The sequence below is a fragment of the Fictibacillus fluitans genome (assembly GCF_030418125.1).
In the GTDB taxonomy this organism is placed as follows: Bacteria; Bacillota; Bacilli; order Bacillales; family Fictibacillaceae; genus Fictibacillus_C; species Fictibacillus_C fluitans.
Genome location: NZ_JAUHTR010000038.1, coordinates 1 through 812, shown reverse-complemented (window position 1 = coordinate 812; position 812 = coordinate 1). Strand labels below are relative to the sequence as shown.

Below are 812 nucleotides of genomic sequence, written 5' to 3'. Positions count from 1 at the left end.
TTGAATCTTTCGATTTGACGGTCCAAACGGGAAAGGTAAGGCACGGAATCATGGACGTTTCCAGGGGTAACATAGGCATCAGTGATGATGTTGAATTTCATATCCGTCGTTCGATGGTCTAAATAACAGAACATTTCTTGTTTATGGTCTCGCGACATAAAACCACAATCGGGATCGGTCGTACTTTTGCGAATTTGTCTCTTTTCCTTCACCTCCTCTTTCTCCTTTAGAGCTTTTTTCCGTTCTTTTTTCTGTCCTCCTCAACCGCCTGATTTAATTCTTCGATATATTCTCTTGTTTCTGCTTCCACTTCTTCTCTTGTGAATTTATGTTTATTGGCATTGGCTTTAAGGTGAGTCGAATCGGAAAATAAGACTCTTCCTCCCACCATTTTATGATTCATGGCTTGAAGGACAATCTCATCAAAAATCTCTTGGAAGACGTTGGTATCTTTGAAACGAGTCCGCCGGTTCCAGCTGATGGTGGAATGATCAGGAACAGGATCGTTCAGTTTTAAGCCAAGAAACCAACGATAAGCGATATTGGTTTTGACTTCCCGTTCGAGCTGTCGTTCTGAACGAATGCCGTAAAAATAGCCGATGAACATCATCTTGAAAAGCAGAATAGGGTCCGAAGGACGTCCTGTAGACTCTGAATAATACGGACGAACTTTCTCACCGATAAAAGAAAAGTCAATATAGCGATCAATCTTTCTCAAGAGATGGTCTTGAGGCACCAAATCTTCGATAAAAACAAACTCTGCTTCATTCTGAGTATCCGTTTTCGGCTTATACATACAAACACCGTCCCAT

The 812-nt window shown here is 41.4% G+C and carries 1 pseudogene; it reads right to left on the bottom strand.

Annotation, left to right across the window (positions count from 1 at the left end):
• A pseudogene (locus QYB97_RS25065) lies at nt 1-796 on the bottom strand (transposase); the annotation flags it as partial.
• Nucleotides 797-812: the final 16 nt, after the last annotated feature.